18 protein-coding genes and 2 pseudogenes are annotated in these 19,760 nt (G+C 34.7%); 6 read left to right on the forward strand and 14 right to left on the reverse strand.

Going from position 1 to position 19,760, the window contains the following annotated elements:
* Positions 1-13: 13 nt before the first annotated feature.
* Genes ABH957_RS15035 through ABH957_RS15060 form a run of 6 tightly spaced genes read right to left on the reverse strand, consistent with a single transcriptional unit; the run spans position 14 to position 6,408 of the window.
* Positions 14-1,009 carry a cytidylyltransferase domain-containing protein gene (locus tag ABH957_RS15035; RefSeq protein ID WP_404446653.1) on the reverse strand — a complete coding sequence of 332 codons (996 nt, stop codon included), beginning with the start codon at positions 1,007-1,009 and terminating at the stop codon, positions 14-16.
* The gene (gene pseC, locus ABH957_RS15040; protein WP_002069610.1) at positions 1,010-2,215 is read right to left on the reverse strand and encodes a UDP-4-amino-4,6-dideoxy-N-acetyl-beta-L-altrosamine transaminase; all 1,206 of its coding nucleotides are present in this window, start codon (positions 2,213-2,215) and stop codon (positions 1,010-1,012) included.
* Entirely contained in the window at positions 2,215-3,177 is a 963-nt protein-coding gene (locus tag ABH957_RS15045) for a dTDP-glucose 4,6-dehydratase (RefSeq protein WP_404511519.1), read from the reverse strand. The genes pseC and ABH957_RS15045 overlap by 1 nt, the downstream gene beginning before the upstream one ends.
* Positions 3,174-4,199, reverse strand: coding sequence for an SDR family NAD(P)-dependent oxidoreductase (locus ABH957_RS15050; protein WP_404511521.1), 1,026 nt, complete (start codon positions 4,197-4,199; stop codon positions 3,174-3,176). The genes ABH957_RS15045 and ABH957_RS15050 overlap by 4 nt, the downstream gene beginning before the upstream one ends.
* Positions 4,200-4,232: 33 nt before the next feature.
* On the reverse strand, positions 4,233-5,636 hold the full coding sequence (locus tag ABH957_RS15055) for a CDP-glycerol glycerophosphotransferase family protein (protein ID WP_404511523.1): 1,404 nt from the start codon (positions 5,634-5,636) through the stop codon (positions 4,233-4,235).
* Positions 5,637-5,640: 4 nt separating this feature from the next.
* Positions 5,641-6,408, reverse strand: a complete 768-nt coding sequence (locus ABH957_RS15060) for a glycosyltransferase family 2 protein (RefSeq protein ID WP_016093944.1) — start codon at positions 6,406-6,408, stop codon at positions 5,641-5,643.
* A 307-nt stretch (positions 6,409-6,715) separates the two neighbouring features.
* Here ABH957_RS15060 and ABH957_RS15065 point away from each other — a divergent pair, with 307 nt between their 5' ends.
* Positions 6,716-8,005, forward strand: a complete 1,290-nt coding sequence (locus ABH957_RS15065; RefSeq protein ID WP_404511525.1) for a glycosyltransferase family A protein — start codon at positions 6,716-6,718, stop codon at positions 8,003-8,005.
* Between the two features lie 484 nt (positions 8,006-8,489).
* Here the strand turns inward: ABH957_RS15065 and ABH957_RS15070 are convergent.
* The 6 genes and pseudogenes from ABH957_RS15070 to ABH957_RS15095 form a co-directional block, all read right to left on the reverse strand.
* Positions 8,490-9,197: pseudogene (locus tag ABH957_RS15070) on the reverse strand (IS6 family transposase).
* A gap of 32 nt (positions 9,198-9,229) precedes the next feature.
* A complete protein-coding gene (locus ABH957_RS15075; protein ID WP_404511799.1) occupies positions 9,230-9,403 on the reverse strand; it encodes a hypothetical protein in 174 nt (57 codons plus the stop codon).
* Positions 9,404-9,511: 108 nt separating this feature from the next.
* Complete coding sequence (locus ABH957_RS15080; protein ID WP_016097159.1) at positions 9,512-9,745, reverse strand: hypothetical protein; 234 nt, start codon at positions 9,743-9,745, stop codon at positions 9,512-9,514.
* A gap of 351 nt (positions 9,746-10,096) precedes the next feature.
* Positions 10,097-10,294 carry a hypothetical protein gene (locus ABH957_RS15085; RefSeq protein WP_002069589.1) on the reverse strand — a complete coding sequence of 66 codons (198 nt, stop codon included), beginning with the start codon at positions 10,292-10,294 and terminating at the stop codon, positions 10,097-10,099.
* 761 nt (positions 10,295-11,055) lie between these two features.
* Entirely contained in the window at positions 11,056-11,427 is a 372-nt protein-coding gene (locus tag ABH957_RS15090; RefSeq protein WP_003193045.1) for an ArpU family phage packaging/lysis transcriptional regulator, read from the reverse strand.
* 138 nt (positions 11,428-11,565) lie between these two features.
* The gene (locus ABH957_RS15095) at positions 11,566-12,198 is read right to left on the reverse strand and encodes a Holliday junction resolvase RecU (RefSeq protein WP_404511527.1); all 633 of its coding nucleotides are present in this window, start codon (positions 12,196-12,198) and stop codon (positions 11,566-11,568) included.
* Between the two features lie 101 nt (positions 12,199-12,299).
* On the opposite strand from ABH957_RS15095, the gene ABH957_RS15100 reads away from it, so the two are divergent.
* The 3 genes from ABH957_RS15100 to ABH957_RS15110 all read left to right on the forward strand — a co-directional run bounded on the left by ABH957_RS15100 (position 12,300) and on the right by ABH957_RS15110 (position 13,964).
* Positions 12,300-12,464: a hypothetical protein gene (locus tag ABH957_RS15100; RefSeq protein ID WP_000140898.1), complete on the forward strand. Its 165-nt coding sequence runs from the start codon at positions 12,300-12,302 to the stop codon at positions 12,462-12,464.
* Positions 12,465-12,879: 415 nt separating this feature from the next.
* Positions 12,880-13,095, forward strand: a complete 216-nt coding sequence (locus tag ABH957_RS15105) for a spore germination protein (RefSeq protein WP_002161752.1) — start codon at positions 12,880-12,882, stop codon at positions 13,093-13,095.
* A gap of 401 nt (positions 13,096-13,496) precedes the next feature.
* On the forward strand, positions 13,497-13,964 hold the full coding sequence (locus ABH957_RS15110; protein ID WP_404511529.1) for an epimerase: 468 nt from the start codon (positions 13,497-13,499) through the stop codon (positions 13,962-13,964).
* Between the two features lie 70 nt (positions 13,965-14,034).
* On the opposite strand, the pseudogene ABH957_RS15115 reads toward ABH957_RS15110, so the two are convergent.
* Together ABH957_RS15115 and ABH957_RS15120 are read right to left on the reverse strand one after the other, a co-directional pair.
* A pseudogene (locus ABH957_RS15115) lies at positions 14,035-14,627 on the reverse strand (IS6 family transposase); the annotation flags it as partial.
* Positions 14,628-14,765: 138 nt separating this feature from the next.
* On the reverse strand, positions 14,766-16,811 hold the full coding sequence (locus ABH957_RS15120) for a sigma 54-interacting transcriptional regulator (RefSeq protein WP_404511531.1): 2,046 nt from the start codon (positions 16,809-16,811) through the stop codon (positions 14,766-14,768).
* A 269-nt stretch (positions 16,812-17,080) separates the two neighbouring features.
* On the opposite strand from ABH957_RS15120, the gene ABH957_RS15125 reads away from it, so the two are divergent.
* Positions 17,081-18,493, forward strand: coding sequence for a YfcC family protein (locus ABH957_RS15125; RefSeq protein WP_404446771.1), 1,413 nt, complete (start codon positions 17,081-17,083; stop codon positions 18,491-18,493).
* A 36-nt stretch (positions 18,494-18,529) separates the two neighbouring features.
* Complete coding sequence (iadA, locus tag ABH957_RS15130) at positions 18,530-19,702, forward strand: beta-aspartyl-peptidase (protein WP_404511533.1); 1,173 nt, start codon at positions 18,530-18,532, stop codon at positions 19,700-19,702.
* The last annotated feature ends 58 nt before the right edge of the window (positions 19,703-19,760 follow it).

The following is a 19,760-nucleotide window of genomic DNA, read 5'->3' on the forward strand; positions in this document are numbered from 1 at the left end:
ACAATTTATTAATTTATAATTTTGTTTCTCTATTTAGCTCATCCACTAATGATTGTTGATTCGCCCATTTCAATTTCACATGACTATTGATTTGAATGAGCTCAGGATTTTGAAGGATGTAATCTTTTATTTGCTGAAAAAATACAGGTTCGTCTTTTACATTAAGATTTTTATAAAGTTCATTAAACATGTCTAAATCTGGTTGTTCATCTAATGTTAACCTCCAAGAAGGATAACACAATGGAGGAGGAAGTTTTACTATATTGACCCGGAATAAATGAGGGTTATTTATAAAATAAAATGGAAGATATTCTGTATAGTTTAAAGTTTTTGGGGCTTGTAGCAAACGTTCAATTGCTTCTAATGTGAAAATATCGCCTGCTGTTCCGACAGGTAACGTACTTAGCTGTGCTTGTGTATAATCTGCTCCACTTTTCAAATGTTGCTCTAGTAAATAATTATTGATTTCTGGTGATACAACTGGGCAATCTCCTGTAATCCGCATAACAATGTTTGCATTTTCTTGTTTTGCAGCTTGGAGTATGCGATCTGCGGTATTTTCTGAATCACCTCTGAAAATTTTAACCTTCCCACCTAGATCAAATTTTTCTAAAGGATCATCTTGTGCTACATCTGAAGTAGCAAGTATGACTTGGTGTCCCCCAGGAATAGCTAATGCATTTATAAGACAGCGTTCAATAGAAGGGATTCCATGTATTGGCAATATTGCTTTTAAAGGCAACCTAGTAGATTTTAATCTACAAAGTACAATAATTACTACTTTAGGAGGTTCAATAACCTCTTTCGTTAATGGAGTTCCTGCTTGCAAATTATATAAAGCTACTTGAGGTAATAATTCCTCAAACTGAAGCTGGTTCAGTGCATTTTCAACGCTACCTAGTTCCATATCAACTTTATTAGCTGTAATGATTTCTCCTTTTTTTATATCAACTTTTGTTACTGCTCTTAACAACTTTTTGTTTCGCAATTCTAATAACACCCCTTTCATTTAATGTTTAGCAACTCTATAAAACGAAAGAACTTTTCTTACTGCTTTTATTACATCCCCTACATCACCTTTTGTCATTTTAGGAAATAGAGGAAGTGTAATAATTTCCTCATATAAATTTTCGGCTTGTGGACAAAGGCCTTTTCTATAACCCAAATTTTGATAAAACGGTTGTAAATGTACTGGTATATAGTGCACATTCACACCAATATTTTCTTTTTGTAATGCCTCATAAATTTCTTTTCGATTACCCTTTAATAATTTAGTATTTAACCGAATGATATAAAGGTGCCAACTTGAGTGGGTTTGGGGCAATTGCTTTGGTATGATGATTTCAGGTAAACTATTAAATTCTTTATTATAAATGTCTACATATTTCTTTCTAATCTTAATAAAAGAATCTAATTTACTTAACTGTGATAAGCCAAGAGCAGCCTGTATATCAGTCATCCTGTAGTTGTAACCCAAAAATTGCATTTCATAATACCAAGGCCCATGATTATCAAGAAGTTTTTGAGGATTCCTTTCAATTCCATGTGTACGAAATTGAACAAGCTTTTCATAAAGCAAAGTATTATTTGTAGTAATTACTCCACCCTCTCCTGTTGTAATATGTTTCACAGGATGAAAGCTAAACATTGTCATATCACCAATTGAACCAATCTTTTGGTTTTTATAAGTGGCTCCTAATGCATGTGCTGCATCTTCAATGATAATCAAGTTATTCTCATTTGCTATTTTTTTTATTTTATCTAATTCTACAGGCTGCCCAGTAAAGTGTACGGGAATAATAGCCTTTGTTTTGTTTGTAATCTTTTCCTCTATAGACTTAGTACTGATATTGTATGTTTCATAGTCTATATCAGCGAAAACTGGCTTTCCACCCTGGTATAAAATACAATTTGCACTTGCTACAAATGTCATTGAGGTTGTAATTACTTCGTCTCCCTCTGTGATTCCAGCTGCATAGCAGGCAGCATGCAAAGCAGCTGTACCACTTGAAAAAGAAACAGCGTAATTTGCCCCAACGTATTTTGCTATAGCCTCCTCAAACTGTTGAATCGTTGGTCCTGTCGTTAAAAAGTCTCCTTTTAATATATCTATAACTGCCTGAATATCATGGTCATCAATTTGTTGTTGACCATAAGGCAAATATGTTCCTCTAACAGGATTTCCCCCATGTATACCGAGAATTTCCCTGGCCATTATTCTTTCTCCTTAGGGTTAATTTTTAAAGATTTAATCCACTCTTCTGTTTTAATAACTCCATCTTCTAAAGAAACTTTCGGTTCCCAATTTAATATTGTTTTTGCTTTTTCATAGTTACATAATAATTTTTGAATTTCACTTTGTGGATGGATATGAGTTACATGTTGAATACTTACTTTATTTCCCGAAATCAATTCTGCTAATTTATTAATTGATATATCTTGTCCTGTTCCTGCGTTGATAATATGACCATTTGCTTTAGAAGAATAGCCTGCTTTCACAACGAAATCTGCACAATCTTCAACGTATAAAAGGTCTCTCGTTTGTTTCCCATCTCCATAAATATTTACTGGTATTTTATCTAATTTATTATTTATAAAAATGGCAACAACCCCACCTTCACCTCCAGTTTTCTGGAATGGCCCGTACGTATTAAATGGACGAATTACCACAACTGGAAGCTTATAAGCATTATAGTAAGATAGAACCATATTTTCAGCAGCTATTTTTGATCCAGCATATGGAGAAGCTGGTTTAATGGGGTCTAATTCTGATATTCCTTGTGCATTAGTAGCTTTATCATATACCATACAAGTACTCATAAAGACCATTTTGACATTATGCTTATGACATTGTTCTAACAAATTAAAAGTACCTATTGTATCATTTTCAAAAGTCGTTCTAGCATCATCTATACTATCTTGAACATTAATACTTGCTGCTAAATGATAACAAAGGTCAAATGAATGATTTTTAAATAATTGGTCAAGCAATTTTTTATCTTTAATATCTCCTTGTATACATTGCTTCAAGTTTAAATCATAAACGAACTCGATAATATTTGCTGTAGTTGAATTCGCTAAATTGTCTAATATCCATACTTCATGCTTATCTTGCAATAATCGCTTTACAACCCACCTACCAATAAATCCTGCACCACCAGTTACTAATATTTTCATAATTTCTCCCCTCCTGCTAGTAGTTGCTGGTTTATAATCAAATTTCTAAGTTCTTCTTTTGAAATCGCATCTTGATGATCTGAGCGATAAAATCCTGGCTTCGCTCTATTGGCATTTTCATATTGAGCACCCTTTTTTAGTGGACTTGGTATGATAAACATATCCGGTAATTCAAAAGCCTGTAAAGATTCATCATGTGTCATAAGTTCTTCATACATTTTTTCACCAGGTTTTAATCCAATTTCTTCAATCTTAATACTATCCTTGGACAAACTATACAACTTTGTAACTTCTTCTATCATCACTTCACTTAAATCTTTTAATGAAATAACTGGCATTTTCAATATGAAAGTTTCACCGCCCTTTGCTATTTTCATTGCTTCAATGGTTAACATCGTTGCTTGTTTCAGTGTCATCATAAATCTGCTCATACTAAGATCAGTTACAGTTATTTTGTGATTTTCTTTAATTTGATTTTCAAATAAGGGAATAACAGAACCTCTCGATCCCATAACATTTCCGAAACGTACACTTGCAAATATTGTTTCACTAGATCCTTTTGAATATTCCGCTGATGTTATCAATCTTTCAGCTGTTAGTTTTGTTGCACCATAATTATTTGTTGGTGAAATTGCTTTATCAGAGCTTGTGAAAATCACCTTTTTTACTTTCTGGGCAATTGCTGCTTTTATTACATTTTGTGTTCCAAAAATGTTGGTCAATACCGCTTCAAACGGATTATATTCACAAAATGAAACATGCTTCATCGCCGCAACATGGAACACATAATCAATATTTTCCATTGCGCTATATAGGCGATCATAATTTCGAATATCCCCAATTAAATAGCGAATATTTTGATTTTCACCCCTAAACTCTTCTTGTAATAAAAATTGATTATATTCACTTCTACTAAAAATTCTTATAACTTTTGGCTTTCCCTCTAAAACATTAGAAAGAATGCTTTTTCCAATTGTTCCTGTTCCACCAATAATTAAAACGTTTTTATTTTTAAAAAACATAGATATGAATACCTCCTCTTTTTAAAATAATGTTTATCCTTGTGCGCTTTGAATTAAGCCTTGCAACTTTTTGGTGCTTACTTCTTGTGGATAATTTTCACTAATAAATTGTTGTCTTAATTCTTTTGCTAGACTTGACTGCAAAGAATCGTTTAGGACCTTTTCAATCGTGCTCACCATATCTTCAATAGAGTGATTTACAAGCCAATCTAATTTATCATAATACTTATAATCTCTATCCTCTAATAACGATTTATAAACAACTACAGGTATATCTAATAACATTGCCTCTAACCCAACTGTTGAATTAGAAATAACCACAAGATTCGCATGTAAAATAACATCATACATGTTCACTTCATTTGTTATATATTTAACATTAGGATATACGTTACTTAACCGAACATATTCTCCCACTAGGTTACGCCCTTTTTCCCAAGGATGAGGCTTTATAATAACTGTGATATTTTTGTCTTTAACTAATTCTTCTGTCAATTCGATATAAAATGAAGTTTTAAATGGCTGGGTTGCAATAAAAACTACTTTTGTAGAGGGGTCTATTTTTAATTGTTTAAAAAGATTCTTTTTATCCATATATACCCTATCGAAGATATCATCATATCTGGGATGCCCTATAACCTCAATTTGAGATTCACTGACCCCTTTTTGAAGGTACCAATCTCGTTCATATCTTCCATATACAACCTGTTTTGTAGCGAAAACTGGAAAGTATGCTTCTTCACCCATTATCGCACCATGCTGAAGACAATAACTCGGTATCCCTTCACTTTTAGATAGAAAAGTAAGAGCTCTGCTTGCTATATCCTCCGTTGTGCCAACAATCACACCAGAAATAACTTGTTCTTTAAATATGAAATATGCCATATTAAGTTTCTCAATCATAATAGGGAGGTCGCTGAGTAATTTTTTTTGAAAAAACATGTTTGAAAATAGTGGATGTGTATTAAACTTTGAATAGATTTTTTTAGCCTTTTCGATGAAAACATGTGCAGTATTAGGGGCTTTATTTATATAATCTGGTGCACAAATTGTAGGAAGACCATAAAGTTCTGTCTTTTTTGATCTAGTTAATATCTTTGTATGATTTGGATTAAAGTGAGTAAAATTACTTACTGAAAAACGGAGATAATCTGAATTCAGGAGAATCACTCCATTTTGATTTATTCTTTTTATCTTTGATTGAAATGAAGACATTCTTTTTTCAAACTCTAACTGCAACTGTGTTTCCTCTATAGGTTCAATTGACAGTTGTTTATAAAAATCTTTTTCTTTCATTTTATTTTTTACATCTTCGTCCAAATATTGATAGAAATTACTCAGTAATGGTAAAGGAACATTATAATGCTTTAATTCAGAAAAAACATTTATATATTCTAGATTTAATAACCAGTAATTTTTCAAATAGATGTCACTCAATATTTCACCCTCTTTTTTTTCTTAAGTCTTCTCTTAATTCTTTACATGTTCTTTGTGATGGTAATAATTGTACAAATTCATTTTTTTCTTCCGCAAATAACTGCGCATGTATTGAATGTGAAGTAATATAATTGATATCTAAAATTTCATCTAAAGGATAAAAATCCCAATAATGATTTAATCTCCAAAAAAAGCGTGCATCTCCTATACGATAAAACTGAGGATCTTCATCCCAGTAAGTACTCCACCTTTTTTCAAGAATCGGCAAAACAGATGCTCTATGCATTATAGAACAATGATCAATTGCGCATGGCGCATTATTAGTGACTTTTTTTGCAGGCCTTTCAACAGTTTTGATAGGTAAATCTGATTCATCTAGATGGATCGTTTTTGATGCAGAATATACAATTTGAACATCTTTATTCTCATCAAGATAACTAGACATCATTTTAAGTCGCTCTTTTTCGTATTGATTATCATCTGTAATATAAGTAATATACTCCCCTTTTGCATGTTTAAGTGCCTCGTTAATTAAAGCAGCATATCTGACTTTTTTTGTTCGTTCAGAAATATGGGCTACATTACTTTTATAAAAGTGTACATTTTTCTTGTTTATGAATGGTTGAATCACTTTCTGAGTCAGTTCGTTAGAATCATCATCCATAATAAAAAGTTCAAAATCTTGGAAAGTTTGGTTTAATACACTTAATATCGATTTTTCTACAAATGTGGGCTTATTATAACTCGTCATAATAACTGTAATTTTAGGCAAATATTACTCTCCTCCTTATCATTAAATAAAAAATAGTTACGTTATTATATAAAGAGAAAGGACGAACCGTTCCGATAATTTTAAAAAAGATTTATATATGTAATAAAATGATAAAGTAGCTATTTTATTTGCCCATGCATCTTTTTTATAATCCGCTATAGTCTATACCATATCTATGAACAAGTAATAAACTATTTAAGTACAAAAAAGAAAATATCAATAGTTAGAAACAACTAACTCCAAAGATTCAATTAATATTCACCTGAAAATATTAAGCTATCCAAAATTCTCACAAGAGGTGACAACTTTGAAACCCCTAATTTCAATTATCCTCACTAGCTATAATAAACCTTCTTTAATTAATCAAGTTATTGAAAGTGTTCAGATGCAAACTTTTAAAGAATGGGAACTTTTTATTATGGATGATAACTCTTATCCAGATACTATAAATATCATAAAAAAGTATTTAGATGACCCTCGAATTTATTATAAGAATAGTTTTATACAAGGTAATGAAAGATATAAAACCACAAGATATGCAACGCTCATTAATGAGGCGCTTCCATTAACATGCGGAGATTATATTTGCTATTTAACCGATGATACTATGTACGTTCCAAATAGATTAGCTGAAATGTTATCTTTCTTACAAAAAAATCCTGAAATAGATGTGGTGTATTCTTCTCAGCACGTAAAATGTGTTGATTATAATCTACAACCTACTCATGAATATGTAAGAAAAGCCTCGGAAATTTTATATACAGCTGCAAATGTTGTGGATCACTGTTCAGTTATGCATACAAGAAGAATTTTATTAATGGTTTATCAAAAATACAGTAATTATTGGGAGACCGATCCTCTATATTGGTTTAACGGAGATGCAATGTTTTGGAAACGTCTAAATACATTCCAACCTTTCTATCCTATTAACAAAGTGCTCGATATTACTTTCAAAACACCTTTTTCCTTCCAAAATCTATATGCCAACCTCCCATCTAAAGATTTAAATGGTATATTGCTTAGAAATTCACAAGGTGACGTATTTTTAGTTGATAATTATAAACGTAGGCCCATATCAAAAGAAATGCTTTCTTACTTCAAATATAATCAAAATCAAATTGTCCCAATACCTGAACCATTTATTTACAAATACACAGAAGGACCACCTATATCTCTTACAGAACCCATTCCAAATTTACGTGTTGTAAAAAATGAAAAAGGAGAATTATTTTATATAGAAAATAATCAAAAACGTCCATTTATTAACACTACAGCATTTCGCAAGTTTAAATTTTCAGCTCAAGAAATTATTAAAGTTTCGCAACGTAGTTTAGATGAATTTTCAGATGGACCACCTATTTACCCGAAATTATCTAATTACACGATTCTACCTGAAGGGAAAGTATTTATCTATCATCACAATTATTTCATTATGACAGATCGCATGCTTCACCCAATAGATAAAGACATGTTACAAAAACTGTATCTATTAAAGAACTGTATACCGATTTCAAAAACTAGCTTATCCTACTTTAAAATTGGTCCTTCTATTTCATCATATCCATCTCACTTAGCTGAAGAGTACCAAGAAGACTGACAAACGAGATTGTGCCAAGAAGGACTATCCCCATGCCCATCAACTTAAGAAAAGTAAGCACCCCAAAACAAAAAAATGAGCTGTTTTCTCAAAATATCTACCTGTAGAGAAAGAAAGTTTTCATTTAGGGGGTACTTCAAAACCTTAGCTTGCTAGTAGGGGTCACCATCTATCAATATTAGTAATGCAGATAACATCATCCTATCGAATAATAAGAAATATATATAATGCCATACTTCATCATTATTGCATGCTTGTTTCTTTCATCTTTCACAACAAATTCTATATGATAATAGGTGCACTTCTTCTCTTCATGAAGTTTTGATGTACCATTATGACTCTCTCAATTCTGTCAAAACAGTCACTTCTTTTTTTATTTTTTCTTTCTCAAATAGTTCTGATTTTCCCATTGATTCTTTTAGGTTCTGGTGCAAAAATAAAGTAAAAGAGAATAAAGCATATATATTCCTAACGGAATCGTATCTTATGCTACAAGTCCAAACAATTGATGGACGAATTCTTTCTGATTTTGGATAGACTGGTTCCGTAAATTAATCTGTTCTTTTTTAATCATATGCATGGCTTATACTCCAGAAAGAATGGATATAGCTGTGTCAAAAGATTTGAGCCCTAGCATAGAACGGATACGCTTCTTTATAAAGCGATGATCTTGTTCTACTATATTATTCAAGTACTTTTGTTGTCTAAGTTGCATACCATCAGGTATGCTTTTTTCTTTTTTCAACAGTTCAATTTCTATTGGATAAGCCGGATTCTTATCGACTGTTATCACACGTGGCTTTGATACATGAAAAGACCGCAAAGCTTTCTTGAAAAAGCGCTTTGCAGCCTTTCGGTCTCTTGTTTTGCTTAGACAAAAATCGATTGTGTTTCCTTTCGAATCAACAGCACGGTACAGGTACATCCATTGCCCTTTAACTTTTATATATGTTTCATCAACTCTCCAAGAGTCATTGGTTTGCTTAAGGTGACGACGAATTCGTTTGTCCAATTCCGGGCCATACTGATGAACCCAACGCATAATCGTGGTATGAGAAATAGATAAGCCCCGTTCCTTCATCATTTCCACCAAATCACGAAAACTGAGGTTATACCGTAGGTACCATCTTACCGTTAACAAAATTATATCAGGCTGATAATGCTTCCATTTGAACAAATTTTCCTTTTTCATACTGATCACACACCTTTTCTAGAGTAGTAATATCAGTATGTCCAAGTTTTATAGATTTTTTGCACCAGAACCAGCCAACCCGTTCCTAATCCAAGTGAAAATACTGAAATCCCTATAGGAAGTAGTGCTTTGAAAAACTCCCACTTGTAGTACCAAATAATCTCTAAAACATCCTTAAAACTTGTTGGACCCCACATTCCCCTCACCCCTTATCATCCCCTTAACAACAAACAAGACGGCAGCGCCTACGATAATTGCTATTGGTTTAATCACTACTTCACCAACAATCCTAATTCACGTAGGATTCCTGAGAACTAATAACCATACGCAAAACCTACAATACAAATTCCTGGAGTGTATCTATGTTCTAAATCTTCATTGTACGTTTTCTTATAATAAGCTAGTTTAGAATCAATGTTATGTTTGTCGTTAATAATTACTTCATCGCTAGGAAATCCATCCATTTCAATCTGAACAGCTACATACTCTGCTTCTTCATTTACAGCTTCATTAAAACACTTTTCTAATTCCTCTAATGTTACACCCACCATTAACCTTCTATTTAAATGTACATTTTGCTCAATAAAAAAGAGCACCCACGTCAGTAGATGCTAAAATATGTGAATGAACTTCTCGATGAGCATTGAATAGGATATAAGCGATTAACTTGTCCTACACTATACTATATGATTTCTTTATCAAAATAGTTCATCAAAAAGGCACCTTATCCAGGTGCCCTTTCGTGAACATAGAGGTAACACTAAAACGCAGCAATAAACTTGATATCGTGGTGTGTCAATATCATTCTATGCTCGATATTCCCTAATATGCTTAATGGTTAATGTGTAATTTCTATATAACAAAGAAAAAAGCACCCGTTTTGGATGCTTTTTTTGTATTTAATCCTTCTTCTCTTTTACCACTAAAGAGAATACATTGTCCAAATTAACCATACGATCTCCAAATCTGAAGAATCTAGCTTCTCTTGCTTGTATAGAATTTTCTATAGCAGCAACTGTTACTGTCTTTTTATACTCAATTTCAAATTCGTGTTGTTTACCATCGACTGCTTCTATGCTTATTATAAATTTTTTCATTTACTTATTCCCCACCTCTCCCAATCTATCTATTCGACAGAAAAGAAGAATATCCTACAAAACAAAAAGCCATCACCGAAGTGACAGCTCCTGAAGGGGAAGAGAGAGAACAAATGGCAATAAGTATCTCTTCAAGCCTCTGCTATTCTAGATACTCTCAGTCTTCTCGTTTATACTCCTTAGAGTCGGCTACTTAATGTCATTTTCGCCAATGTCGAATTATAAAAGATTTATATCCAGACGCATATGTTTCTTCCTACGCCTTGTTTGAACCAACACATAAAACTGAGGGGAATGTTCAGCTGTATTGGCTCAAACAAAGAGCGGAAGCTCTCTGCTCGGTTAATCGTTTAAGAAGAACAGCCTGACTTATATCGGTGATTGTCGGTAGCAATTACTAATATAATTTAGACTTTCCTTCTTTTATGACATGCAGTTCATTCAATCAAACCATCATATCCAATTGGTGCCGATCTAGTTTTAACATAGAAATCAAGAAATCCACATGACAGGCGTGGTTTTACTACCTATGAGCCTACAAACGAAAGGTGGAACGCTTATACACTCAATAAGAAGTAAAATATAAATAATTTCGGGAAGCTCTTATCCCCTCTAGCCTCCGCGTCACCGAGTAACGTTATTATAATGGGAACGCTATCCCCAAAACGTATTCTCTTTTCAAAGAACTGTTTATAGGAATAGCTTATAATTTCCGGCATTTTATTTAGTCCCCAAAAAAGTTCGCCTTTTGTTCGCGTTTTTTAGATAATCCCTAATGCTGTAGCAATCAGTTTCACTGCACTTTGCTTCTTCTCATAGAAGTAAGTCTTCTTGAGTAGTAGGTCATGATAAACATCTGAATCTTTTACTCTTTCATTCGTTAAGAACTTCATTGTAATAATGTCTCTTTCTTCCTTATCTAAGATATGCTCCAAAGTCTTCTCCATCTGTTTTACCTTTAATTCGCTTATTCTTCTTGAATTTCGTATCTCTGGAAACAAACTGATTCCTTCTTGCTCCACGTCATTGCTGAATCGCATCTTGAGTGCTCTGTATTCCTTTAATACGCTTACTACTTCCTTCTGTACTTTCTTATCATCGATATCCGGTAACAAAATCAATTGTCTCTCCAAGTCGGAATCCCCCTATTTCAAATTTTGGTTTTTACATTCACATCAGATACGTGAAATTTTACTATCTAACTACTGAATAAGAGAACATCGCGCATTAACATAGCCCCACCACACTATTGCAAGTTGTTCCGCTATCCATTAAGCCTTTAGCAATTTACGTTTCTTGTTGTTCATCTTTTCTTTTGCTGCTTCAATGTTATTCGCTATCCTTGTATGGTCATAATCAATTTGAATCATGCCCTCTAACATCGCTGGAATTATTCCTTGTTCATCGATGTATTGCAAGTAATCAACTGGCGCTCGTTCTGTCTGATCCACTAAGTATCCATAAATATCAAAGTCTGCTCTCGGTATAGACTTCTTACCTTTTGGTTGCTGTGACATTCTTATATAACATCGAATCGCTGATAGTGGTACCACGAATACTGACTTGTCCTTGCTAAATTCAATAAGGAAGAAACAAACCGCTCCCATCTTCTCTGCTTTCTCCAGGTAATCCAACTGATGCTGCACAATGTTCTTTAAATCAAATCGTGTAGCATTCTCTGTGGACTTCGCTTCAAACGCAATAGCTCGTCCCTTATAAACGCCATCATAGTCCACTGTACTTTTAGCTTCATAGAATCCATTTAATACACGGCCGCCTTTACTTTTTAACACCTTCACAGGAGTTGGACGCTTGTTTATAAGCGCCACTCCCCCTCTTTGATACATTTCATTCACTAGATTAATAAGCATTTCAAATGCCATTCTACGGTTTCCTAGTCCCATTGTTATTCCTCGCTTTCTATTCAAAGGATTATTTTATTAAGTTTCTACAAAATGGTAATTATTATATAATTAAACTATTAAAATCTTAGGTGGTGATGCAAATGACTGAAACAATCCGAATTGCTCTTTTCACTCTTGTAGGAATAAGTGCCATATTTTCTGTAATTAAAGAATTTCAAAAACCAGAAAAAAGAAAGTTTTGGATTACATTCGAAACTTTAATTCTAATCGGGGCAGCCTGGATGTTAATAGGGCTTCTCATGTAACCTACATAATTAGTAAATCCTCTGAATAAAACTCAATATTCCGTCAATACTGTAGATGACATTAGATTTTTCTCCTTGTTCCCCCTTGGAGATGAGCAGTTAGTTTTTGCTAACTGCTCTTTTATTTATGACAAAGATAAGATTCTTTAGAATGATTCTTCTTTATTTCTCAATATAAGGAACCTTGGATTTTCGTTAACAATCCTGTAATATATGAACAAAGAGTAAGGTAAGAGTTACTCTTTGCCATTTTAGGAAAGGTTCTGTTGGAGACAACAGGACCTTTTTTCGTAAAAGGATTATTTTGTTATGTTTTCTAACAAACTTCATTTCAAAATTTTCAGATCCAGATGAACCTCTAGACGCATACACCATATAATAATTTAAATACTTCTTAATAAAGCAGGTGAAAACTATGCCATCTGTTGTTGGAAATCTGGTTGTACAAAATAGTAACGGTTCTTTCAACTTAGGCGATTTTTACAACGTTTCTCCAAAGGAAAATACAAAGGCTTATAATGGTTCAGGATCATCCAATGTTGCTTTTGTTGCCAATACCTTTAGCGGTGTTAGTGCAACAAACACATACGATTCTGATGTTGCAGACCAAAACCAAGTTGGGACAGTCTAGAATTGTTCATTTTCCTCTTCCTCCCCTGAATAAAACTCAATATTCCGTCAATAATATAGATAGGCGATAGCCAGAACTCATTTAATGAAGTCCCTAACCTTTCTCCTTTCCCCCTTGGAGAACCAGCCGAGCAGTTAGCTTTTGCTAGCTGCTTTTTTACAAATACTAATTAATTTATCCAAGCACATTTTGAAAAATCCCGTATGATTTGGTGTACCCTTTCTTTTAAGTGAATGAACTCGTCACGAGAGCACTTTATTAAGTGCTCTTTTCGTGTTTCAAATACATACAAAGTGAAATTTTTGTTTAAAACCATCCTTATTTTTAGCTATAGTCTTACTAACACTTTTGTGTTAAAATCCTCTAGAATATTGATCTTTATATTATTTTTTGGAGGATTTATGAATAATCAAAACAACAATGGAACAAACAACATCAGTAGACTATTGGCAATTTTTCTAATAGTATCACCACTATTAATACCTATTGTTCTCCCGACAGCTATAATTGTAGGAATGAAACAATGGATGCCTGTTGACGTTGAATATCCAAGTATAATATCACTATTGACATTATGTATTGGATTTTTCATAGTAGGAATCATCTTCTCTTTAGTATTACGAGTATTCAAATTATCTGAGGAAAAGCTAAAAGAATTAGGTTTCTTAGGGTTTACAATTTCAATTGTTAGTACCTTCCTGACGATGTATGTCGGATATTTTTGGCTAGCTAATCTTAATTTTACAGCTGTGAAATTAACCCCCCATGCTGTATTGATTTTTGCTATTTTATCTACGGTTCTTCTAGAGGCTATCTTTAAATTAATCGATAAATTTGATACCTCCGATGAAAGAGAATCAATAAATTAAAATTCAGGATTCTGGTGCAAAAATAAAATATAGGAGAATAAAGCACATATATTCCTAACGGAATCGTATCTTATGCTGCAAGTCCAAACAATTGATGAATGAATTTTTTCTGGTTTTGGACAGACTGGTCCCGTAAATCAAGCTGCTCTTTTTTAATCATATGCATGGCTTCTACTCCAGAAAGAATGGATGTAGCTGTGTCAAAACATTTGAACCCTAGCATAGAACGGATTCGCTTCTTTATAAAGCGATGATCTTGTTCTACTATGTTATTCAAGTACTTTTGTTGTCTAAGTTGCATACCATCAGGTATGCCTTTTTCTTTTTTCAACTGTTCAATTGCTATAGGATAAGCCGGGTTCTTATCGACTGTTATAACACGTGGCTTTGAAACATGAAAAGACCACAAAGCTTTCTTGAAAAAGCGCTTTGCAGCCTTCTGGTTTCTTGTTTTGTTTAGGAAAAATCAATTGTGTTTCCTTTCGAATCAACAGCACGATACAGATACATCCATTGACCTTTGACTTTCTCATACGTCTAATCAATCCGCCAAGAATCATTGGCTGGCTTAAGATGCTGCCGTATTCGCTCATCTAATTCAGGACCATACTGGTGAACCCAGCGCATGATGGTTGTATGAGCAATAGATATTCCACGTTCTTTTATCACGGTTAATAGCATTAATTTGATCAAACTTTATTCGAAAACTACATTAGGGGATTACTTGCAAAGTTTGCACCAAAATCTGTAATGGCTAATTATATCATTTCCATTCACAATCAAAATATAGGAATGATTTCTTTAACAATACACAGCATACTTTGATTTAAGAAAATACAGATACTCTATTCCGGTATCAGTAATCTTTGTACCGGCTCGCCCTCTTCCTTTTACGACAAATCCTTCACTTTCTAAAATATCCAGGCGGCGACGGATTTGCTGTGGGGATAAAGCAAAGTCTGATTCTTTGCTTTTACTTGAAAGCAGATCTCTGCTTGCCGCCTTTCCTTTTTCGTTACATTGCTTGATTACTTCCAAGATAAAAACATGCTCCTTCATTTCCAGTATACTTCCACATACGGAATATTCGGATTTCACGCTGCCCCCCTCTTGTCCCAGCATGGACGGAAGATCTCCTTTCGTCACGACATTTCCCTCACAAATTGTCAGCATATAATCAATTGTACTTTTTAATTCTCGTATATTTCCAGGCCATTCATATTGCATGAAATACTCCAGCACATCTTGTTCTATCTTTACCCATTTTCCGCTCTTTGTGATGAAATGCTTAATCAAAATTGGTATATCCGCTCTTCTCTCAATGAGTGGTGGAATGCAGAGATTAAGTACATTCAACCGGTAAAATAAATCGACTTTGAATGAACCGGCCCTTATCTTTCCTTGAAGATCTTTATTTGTTGCGGTAATCACTCGAACATTAACAGGTATAATTCTTACACCACCGATTCTGCGGATTTCACCCTCCTGCAGAACGCGCAGCAGATGTAATTGAACAGTAAGACTTATGTCCCCGATTTCATCCAAAAAGATAGTTCCGTTATCCGCTAATTCAAACAGACCTTTCTTGCCCCCCTTTTGTGCTCCTGTAAATGTCCCTTCTTCGTAACCAAACAATTCACTTTCAAGCAGGCTCTCTGTTAATGCGCTACAATTTACAGCCAGAAACGGTCCGTTTTTTCGCAATGAATGCTCATGAATAGCATGGGCAAACAGTTCTTTTCCTGTCCCTGTTTCACCCTGAATTAAAATCGGATGTTCCGATAAGGCAAGTTTCTTGGCGATTCGCTTACGCTCTTTCATTACAATATGTTCGCCGATAATATCCTCAAATCCGTATTTTGTATGAAATCCTTTATTACGCATTTCTCTTTGCGCTGTTTTTTCAATTTCAAAGGCTTGATGTACACTCTTAAAAGTTGCGACAATTGTATTTTCTTGCATCATTTGCAAACGAAAAATTACGACATCCACGCCATCTATGTCGAAGAATTTGCTTTCATCCTTTCCATTCATGATGAAATCGGTAATATCCCGACGACTCATCACATGTTCTACATACTCATTAACCACATCTTGCGCCACAATATGAAACAATGCCGTAAGACGTTCATTGAATACCGTAATCCGCCCTTCCTGGTTAACGACTAATATTCCATCATCGACAGTTCCTAACACATTTTGGATGTGCTCACTCATCTGCTTAGCATCCCGCTCTGCATGTAATAACTTACGTTGTAATTCAATGATATTGCTAATATACCTTTCTGAAATCTTCGAGGATATATCCTTGCTCAAACCACAACATTCTACAACTTCCAGAATTGTTGTCATATCAAAAAGACGTACACCTATATCAATTACTTCTTTTATGTAAGAAGGGCACAGATGTGTTTCTCCTGGCGAAACAGCAATTCGAACATCATCATAAAACAATACCCCCTTCCGAAAAGGGATAAATTGAATATGATTTATACCAAGTTGATATAAGGATTCAATAAGATTTATTGTTGCATCATCATTATCATTCACCACTAGAACTGATGAATCTTCAGGTATTCTTAAAAGTTTATCAATGTATTCATGATGAACTGTTCTCTTTCCCACAATTATTTTCTCAGCATTCACGCTATACATACCATTTGTTTGATCATAAACAGAAGCTGATGAATACAAAATAATTGTATCTTCAAGAGACTGCGGTATTCCCTCATCCGCAGCATGGCTTTTAATATAAACATAGTCTCCAAGCAATTGTTCTAGTTGCTCCTGTAAGGCTTGCGTTGTTTTTGAGCTTCCAGCTATAAGTGTAAGTGAGGATTTTAACATTAAGACACCTGCCTATATTTAAATTGGTTCTATTATATCGCCAAAAAAGGACAATAAAAACCAAAATCTCTACTCTTGCCATAAAAATCTCCTTAAAAATCACACTATCAATATTGGCACACATATTGCATATATAAATTAATGAAGTGTCCGAGGTTATGAAAAGGAGGGAAACAGCAGAATACGAGAAAAGAACATGGTCTATTAGCGGTATTTTTGTAAGCGTTCTATTTCAATCCATTTATTTTAAATACAAAGGAGGAACACATATGAGCCAACTACAAGAACAGGCTGTTTCACTTGGAAAAAAAGAGAAAAAAATTAATGTTTTTGTATTGCTATTCGGCATTCTCGTAACAGCGACTCTATTAACTTATTTTTTACCGACCGGAGAATATGCACGGATTGAAGTGAATAACCGGACTACTGTAGACCCAAATTCTTTTAAATCAATAGAATCTGCTCCGGTCGGATTTTTCGATATGATAAAAGCTGTTCATACAGGAATGGTAGAAGCCGGCAATATTATATTTTTCTTATTGATTATCGGAGGATTTTTTGGTGTCTTAAGAGCAACTGGTACGGTTGATGTGCTTATCGCTACAATGGCTAGGAAGTTGGCGACGCGTGAAAAACTATTAATTCCTGTCGTGACGCTATTTTTCGCTGTAGGTGGCTCTTTAATGGGGATGGCGGAAGAAACACTAGCTTATCTTCCTCTTATCATTCCGCTGGCGTTGGCTCTGGGATTTGATGCAATTACAGGAACTGCTATTGTCATAGTAGGAGCATTGTCAGGGTTTACAACTGCCATCATGAATCCTTTCACAGTAGGGCTTGCACAAGGAATCGCAGAATTACCGATGTTCTCAGGCATAGTGTTTCGTCTTATTTTATTTGTTATCATCTACCTTGTTTCAGTTCTTTATATCTATCGTTACGCAATGAAGGTAAAGAAAAATCCTTCTATAGGAATCTACGGAAAGTATACAAAAGAAGACGCGGAAAAACTACTGCAATCAAGTGGAAAGTTAACAACAAGACATAAGTTCATCTTAGGAGCTTTTGTAATTAATTATATCGTTTTGGCGTTTGGTGTAATCAAATTCCAATGGTACATTACAGAAATTTCATCTTTATTCCTTTTATTGACAATAACGATTGGGATCATCGGAAAACTATCTGCAGATCAGATTGTTAACTCCTTTATCAACGGCTCTGCATCCTTGCTCGGTGGTGCTTTGATTATCGGTGTATCGCGTGCCATTCTTGTTGTATTGAATGAGGGGCATATCGTTGACCCTATGCTGCATCAATTATCTGTATCAATCAAGCATATTCCGGACTATTTAAGCGTTGTTGGCATGTACAATTTCCAAGCTCTTATTCATTTTGTTCTAGCATCTGGCACTGGTCATGCGATGCTGACAATGCCGATTATGGTGCCACTTGCAGACTTATTGGGTATTACACGCCAAACTGCAGTGTTATCGTTTTCTTTTGCTGACGGAATCGGAAATATGATTTTTCCGACCGCTACGACCTTAATGGCAGGCTTGGCGATTGCAGGAATTTCTTGGACAAAGTGGGCAAAGTGGATTCTGCCACTTGTATTCATTCACTATCTCATCGGATTAGTAGCTGTTATCATAGCTCACTTCATAGGATATGGTCCATTCTGATATAAAACGAAAAGTATTGACAGGAGGAGAAAAGAATTGATTACCTTAATAAAAAATGGAGAAGTATACGCACCCAACTACCTAGGACGGAAAGACATATTAATTGCAGATGATAAAATCGCATTCATAGATGATACAATCGCAATTCCTAACAACTTTGCTCCTATTCTAGTCATTGATGCGGCAAATCTTTTGGTTGTTCCAGGATTTATCGATTCACACGTTCATATTATTGGTGGAGGCGGAGAAGGCGGATTCAAAACCCGCACACCTGAGCTGATGCTTACTGATATTACAACTGCGGGTATTACAACATTAGTCGGTTTACTCGGTACTGACGGGACAACACGTAAAATGGAAAGTCTGCTTGCCAAGGCGCGGGCACTTGAAGAAGAGGGAGTTTCTTGTTTCATTCACACAGGCTCCTATCAAGTGCCAGTAAAAACGCTGACGGGAAAAATCGAAGATGATATTATTTTAATTGACAAAATTATCGGTGTTGGAGAGATTGCTATCTCCGACCATAGATCATCAGAACCTACATTTGAGGAAATAGTTAAAGTCGCCACTGCCGCACGCAATGGCGGTATTCTGTCAGGAAAAGCTGGCATAATAGAAGTTCATGTAGGGGACGGAGAAGGAAAACTTTCATTGTTACATGAAATTGCAGATAAAACCAACATTCCGATTCGGCACTTCCATCCAACACATATAAACCGAAACGAAGAATTATTCAGGGCGGGTATTGATTACGCAAAGCGAGGCGGTTACGTAGACTTTACCACGAGTACTACTCCTCAATTTTTGGAGGACGGGGAAGTGAAATGCAGTGAGGCATTACGTATAATGCTTGAAGATGGGGTCCCAGTCGGACACATCACCTTCTCCTCAGATGGACAGGCCAGCCTCCCCTTCTTTGACAACAATGGGGAGTATGCAGGCCTTCAAGTCGGAAAAGTATCTTCGCTATTTCACGAAGTACGAGAATCTGTTTTAGTGGAAGGTATTCCGTTAGAAACGGCACTAGAAGTCATTACCACGAATCCCGCACAATTGCTGAAACTTTCAAGTAAGGGCTGTATCCAAACCGGGAAGGATGCTGACATCGTATTGTTGGAAAAAGAAACGTTGGACATTCACAGCGTCATTGCAAAAGGCAAGTTTATGGTAGAAAATAAAGTTCCGATAGTGAAGGGAACATTTGAATAAGAAAGATAAGAAGCTTCTATTACAAAAATCATTTAAAGACACTAGAAAAATATGACAC

This window comes from Bacillus sp. RC242 (assembly GCF_044908245.1).
GTDB classification, from domain to species: domain Bacteria; phylum Bacillota; class Bacilli; order Bacillales; family Bacillaceae_G; genus Bacillus_A; species Bacillus_A mycoides.